This is a genomic window from Baaleninema simplex PCC 7105 (genome assembly GCF_000332355.1).
In the GTDB taxonomy this organism is placed as follows: Bacteria; Cyanobacteriota; Cyanobacteriia; order Cyanobacteriales; family Geitlerinemataceae; genus Baaleninema; species Baaleninema simplex.
This window is the reverse complement of record NZ_KB235958.1, coordinates 1,784,755-1,789,896: the sequence shown is the minus strand read 5'-3', so window position 1 is coordinate 1,789,896 and position 5,142 is coordinate 1,784,755. Positions and strand designations below refer to the sequence as shown.

The 5,142-nt window shown below is 56.5% G+C and carries 5 protein-coding genes; 3 read left to right on the top strand and 2 right to left on the bottom strand.

Going from position 1 to position 5,142, the window contains the following annotated elements; all coding sequences use genetic code 11:
- Window positions 1-135 precede the first annotated feature (135 nt).
- Entirely contained in the window at window positions 136-1,947 is a 1,812-nt protein-coding gene (locus GEI7105_RS0109985) for an efflux RND transporter periplasmic adaptor subunit (RefSeq protein ID WP_017660332.1), read from the bottom strand.
- 379 nt (window positions 1,948-2,326) lie between these two features.
- Here GEI7105_RS0109985 and GEI7105_RS0109980 point away from each other — a divergent pair, with 379 nt between their 5' ends.
- The 3 genes from GEI7105_RS0109980 to GEI7105_RS0109970 all read left to right on the top strand — a co-directional run bounded on the left by GEI7105_RS0109980 (window position 2,327) and on the right by GEI7105_RS0109970 (window position 4,402).
- A complete protein-coding gene (locus GEI7105_RS0109980; RefSeq protein WP_017660331.1) occupies window positions 2,327-3,259 on the top strand; it encodes a caspase family protein in 933 nt (310 codons plus the stop codon).
- Between the two features lie 29 nt (window positions 3,260-3,288).
- A complete protein-coding gene (locus tag GEI7105_RS0109975; protein WP_017660330.1) occupies window positions 3,289-3,708 on the top strand; it encodes a hypothetical protein in 420 nt (139 codons plus the stop codon).
- A 76-nt stretch (window positions 3,709-3,784) separates the two neighbouring features.
- Window positions 3,785-4,402 (top strand): Uma2 family endonuclease, encoded by a 618-nt coding sequence (locus GEI7105_RS0109970; protein WP_051044133.1) that lies wholly within the window; start codon window positions 3,785-3,787, stop codon window positions 4,400-4,402.
- On the opposite strand, the gene GEI7105_RS29880 is transcribed toward GEI7105_RS0109970, so the two are convergent.
- Window positions 4,382-5,142 (bottom strand): HEAT repeat domain-containing protein (locus GEI7105_RS29880; protein ID WP_035492504.1); only part of this gene is annotated, 761 nt, incomplete at its 5' end. The genes GEI7105_RS0109970 and GEI7105_RS29880 overlap by 21 nt on opposite strands.

Sequence of the window (5,142 nt, the reverse complement as noted above, 5' to 3'; positions counted from 1 at the left end):
AAGCCACGTCAAGACTCCTCTAAGCCTTACGTCGTAAGCTTTTCACTTCTTTTCAGCAAGCCCTAGTTAATTGCGAAGGGGATTGAGGAACGAACGAAGTGTGAGAGTGGAAAATGCCCCGAGAAACTCGAAACCTTATTCCACCGACACGATCGTTAACGTTTGACCGGTGCGATCGCCCTCGTTGACTTCGACGGCGATGTGCCATTCTCCCGCCATCCCGAAATGGGTTTCGACTCGAAACTGTCCGGGTCGGCCGGTGGGTTCGACATCGACTAGGGTGGTCATCGGTGCCATATTCGGCATGGGCATGGTGATATCGACCGTCACCTCCTCGACGGCGAGGGGATCTTGCGTTTCGGGATCGCGCACTTCTAAGACGAATTCTGCGCTTCCCTTAGCGAAACTTTGGTTCGCATCGCGATCGACGATCGCCACGTTAACGTTGCCCTGGCTGCTGTCTCCCAGCATGGGAACGGGGTTTCCGTCCTCATCGACCACTGCCACCCGGACGCCGGGAACGAGACGGCTGTGACCGGAGGTAATCGCGCGATCGCCCGGATGCAAACCGCTGGTAATTTCAATGCGATCGCCGTTTACCATCCCCGTTTCGACGGTGTGACGTCGGGCGGTCGTTCCCTCCATCACCCACACAGAAGTCTCGCCATCGAACTCGACGACGGCAGTTTGAGGGACGGACAGGGTGTTGTTCTTCTGTTCGGTCAGCAGGGTCATTTCTAAAAACTGTCCCGATAACAGGCGGCCTTGAGGATTCTCCACTAGGGCTTCGACTGTAACCGTGCGCGTCTCGTTGTTGGTTTGGGGAAAAATACTGGTGACTTGCCCCTCGAGGGGAACTTGCGTCGCTCCAGGGACTCGGGCGCGTACGGGCGTCCCGATGCGGATGTATCCGGCGTCTTTCTGGGCGACGTTGGCTTGCAGGCGCACTCGGGAATAGTCGCCAATTTTCAAAACCCCCATACCCGGTTGGACGACGACGCCGGGATCGACCATACGAGTTTGGACGATGCCGCTGATGGGGGCTTGTAGGGTGGTGTATCCTTCCATAACCGAAGCCGTGTTGACTCTGGCCCGAGCTTGGCGGACTCGGGCGCGTTCGCGTTCGACTTGCATCCGCAACCGTTCCAGTTTGGCTCTGGCGCCTGCGATCGCGGCTTCTTTAGCAGCGACTTCGCTGGCAACGACATCGTACTCGTTTTGGGAGGTAGCCCCGGCTTCGGTCAGCATGGCAAAACGGTCTTTTTGAAGTTTGAGATAATTCAGTTCGGCTTGGAGTCGCGCGATTTCTTGGACTTGTTCGTCAATTTCGACTTGGCTGACGGCTAAATCGAGGCTCATCGTTTCGGCTTCGGCGGCGGCTTCGGCCAGTTCCGACGATCGCTCCTCGGCTGCCAGTCGTGCGAGGACTTGACCGGCGGCGACGCGATCGCCGACGTAGACGGAATAGTCGGTCAACTGTCCGGCCACTCGGGGATAGACGACGGCTTCTTGGTACGGGGCGATCGATCCGGTATAGGAAACACCCGCTTCAAATTCGCCCGGCTGTACCTCCTCGACGGTCACGGGAACTGGGTTAAACGCCCCGTTCACTTGCATCATGTCGTCGTGAGACATTCCCGACATATCGTGGCCGTCCATGTCCTCCATCGAACCAGACGGCTCGAACTGTTGGGCGATCGACAGGATACCGCCGCTGAGAGCTGCAAAAACCCCTAAACCGAGTAAGACTTTGCCATACTGTTTCCATCGCGACGGCGAAGATTTCGATTCGGGAGCGTGAGAGTTCGAGAGTGGAGCGTCCAATTGAGGTGAGGTCGAATCGGGTATCGGGTGTTGAGACGGCTCTAAATTGGCGAGCGAACTGTCTGGAGCCTCTGCCTGAGAGCCGTTGGGGTCTTCGTGGGGTGAGGGAGGTGGCACAGACATGGGACATCCGCCGTGAAGAGTTGCTGTGCCTGCTAAGATATCGGGCAATTGTGAAACTGGAATGAAATTCCTCGAGCGATGATAGGGAGAGCAGGGGGGATAACCGGATGATGAGATGACCTGGAGTGTTGACTACGCAAAAGAGTCCTGATTCCTACAGAGGAAACGGGAAAGCCAGAAAAATTGGTTGGGCAGTTTTAGCCGTTTTAACGAGCGTTTTTTTGTAGTGCCGGTAACGTTTCTTCGCCACCGGTCAGAAAGGTCGGGGGGTCTGGGCTGACCACGAGGCCATCCCAGGGATTTTCCGTATTGGTTGTGTAGGACGAGCCGGAGTCCCTAACAGCGTTTCCTTCCGATAGTAGTGGATGAGTTTTTGCGGATGAGCCAGTTGTTTACAGACGGTCACGCTTGTATCGTCGGAGTCGGAGCGGATTTGCCCAACACCGTCAACGATGCGGTGGGTCTGGCCGATCTTCTCAAAAACCCGGAACGGTGCGCCTATCCACCGGAGCAAGTGCAGTTACTGACCGAGGAACAGGCAGCTAAAACCAACGTACTCGATGCGTTGGATAAGTTGGCTGCGACAACGACAGCCACTTCAACGGTCATCGTGTATTTTTCCGGACATGGCTATAAACTCAGCCATCCGATGATGGGCGATCGCTATTTTTTGATCCCCTACGGCTACGATCTAAACAAACTCGCAAACACGACGATCTCAGGCGATGAGTTCGTTGCTAAACTGCGATCGATTCCTGCCAAAAAATTCTTGCTACTGTTGGATTGTTGCCATGCGGGTGGGTTAGGCGATCTCTCCGAGGTCGGCTTGGCTGCGGAAAAAGCTCCTTTACCACCAGAAGCTCGGGCCTTATTTGAAAAAGGCAAAGGGCGAATTGTTATCGCCTCGTCCAAAGCCGATGAAAAATCTTGGGCAGGAAAACCTTACAGTGCGTTCACCCTAGCACTCGTCGAAGCCTTGGCGGGACAGGGGGCATCGGTCAAGGACGGTTACGTGCGAGTTGCAGATGTGGCGATGTATGCGCGTGAGGTCGTCCCTCGTCGCACGAGGAACAGACAACATCCTATCTTGAACTTTGAAGGCGCGGATAATTTTCATCTAGCCTACTACGCTGGAGGAGAACCCGAGCCGAAAGGCTTGCCCTATGAGGGAGAACCCGAAATTGAGATGGAGTCGGCCGATCGCGATCGCCCCCAGACTCAGATTAATCAAAACGTCAACCAGCGTGGGAAGTACAACATTAATGTCGGCAACGCCAGCGGATTTCGGATTGGGGACGATACGAAGCCATAAGCTGAGATGAAGCGAGTGTTAGAGGTGGTATGACAGACTCCCAAGTAACCCTTTCTATTACCGTGCAGCGTCAGGACAACGGACAGTATGTTTGCCAGTTGTCCCCTTCTCTGAGCGACGCTCCCCGAGAAGACATCCAGTGCTACGGTCAGACGAAGGAACACGCGATCGCCGTTGCCTTAGAAACCCTCGCCGACGACTATCGCCGCATTGCAGAAGAGCAGCAAAACTTGGATTGGGATGCGGTAGAGCGATCGCCTGCTGGGGAAGCGATCGCCCAGCGTTACCACGTCGTTCTGCACTACGAACGCATTGCGGAGGATACGTCGAAGTTTGAAGCGATGCACAATACGATTATGGGGAATACGGTCGTGGAGAACGCCAAAATTTCGATAATCGAGATCGATGCCGATTTGCCAGTGGAGCCGTTGACGAGATCGTGGGAGTAAACGGGAAATTGAAAACCGCTCCCAGAGCCGGACTGTATAAAATAAAGGTATCGCGTTCTGAGGAGGCATTGCGATCGTGGTTGCCACCCCCGGACTTTCCCGCTTGACTCCCCAAGAATATTTTGAATGGGAAGAGCAGCAAGAATTGCGCCACGAGTATTTCGACGGGGAAGTGTTTGCGATGACGGGGGGTTCCCTCGCCCACGCAGATATTGCTCTGAACGTTGCCACTCTCCTGCGAACGCACCTGCGAGGACGCTGCAAAGTGAGAAACTCCGATGCGAGGGTTGGGATTAGCGAAAACGGTCCCTTCGTCTATCCCGATGTCAGCGTGACCTGCGACGATCGCGATCGCACGGCTCGGCAGTTTTCCCGCTATCCCTGCTTAATTGTGGAAGTGGTTTCTCCAAGTACGGAAGCCTACGACCGAAGTGGTAAATTTGCGCTTTATCGCCGTCTGGAAAGCTTGCAAGAGTATGTTTTAATCGGGTCTGAACGCAAAACCGTGGATGTTTTTCGGCGCGATCGCCGGGGAGTTTGGACGTTTGTACCCTACAGTGAAGGTGACGAGATCGAGCTTGCCAGTGTGGGGTTGACCGTTGCGATCGATGCGATTTACGAAGATGTGGTGTTGGAGCCATCTGCAACGCCAGTCAATTCTGAGAGCGGGAATCTAGAACGGCCATCGGGATGAATGAAATGCCTCGAAGAAATCTGGGTAAGGCAGAGTTGCGGCACATTTCATCATGAGTTGATAGGTTTCTTTGGTTCGTAGGTGGTGGCGGAGCGATCGTACCAATGTCCGAGCTGCCGATTCGTTGCTGGTTCCAATTTGACCCAAGCTCTCGGCTGCCCTCTGGCGGGTGTTTTCGTCCCGAGCGGTCTCGACCAGCCCCGCCAGCGCCTCGATCGCCGTCTCGTTCCCCGCACCGATGCGCCCCAACCTCTCGGCTGCCCACAGGCGGGTGTATTCGTCCCGAGCGGTCTCGACCGGTCGCGCCAGCGCCCCGATCGCCGTCTCGTTTCCGGGGTCGATGCGCCCCAAACTCTCGGCTGCCCCCCGGCGGGTGTATTCGTCCCGAGCGGTCTCGACCAGTCGCGCCAGCACCGCGATCGCCGTCTCGTTCCCCGCACCGATGCGCCCCAACCTCTCGGCTGCTGTTCGAAGGGTAGAGGCATCGCGAGAGGTCTCGACCAGTCGCGCCAGCGCCCCGATCGCCGTCTCGTTTCCGGGGTCGATGCGCCCCAACCTCTCGGCTGCCCCCCAGCGGGTGTATTCGTCCCGAGCGGTCTCGACCAGTCGCGCCAGCGCCCCGATCGCCATCTCGTTTCCGGGGTCGATTTGACCCAACCTCTCGGCTGCCTCCCGGCGGGTGTATTCGTCCCGAGCGGTCTCGACCAGTCGCGTCAGCGCCCCGATGACCGTCTCGTTCC

Coding starts and splice junctions, on each gene's coding strand:
- GEI7105_RS0109985 (WP_017660332.1), bottom strand. CDS start 1,947: ATGTCTGTGCCACCTCCCTCACCCCACGAAGACCCCAACGGCTCTCAG.
- GEI7105_RS0109975 (WP_017660330.1), top strand. CDS start 3,289: ATGACAGACTCCCAAGTAACCCTTTCTATTACCGTGCAGCGTCAGGAC.
- GEI7105_RS0109980 (WP_017660331.1), top strand. CDS start 2,327: ATGAGCCAGTTGTTTACAGACGGTCACGCTTGTATCGTCGGAGTCGGA.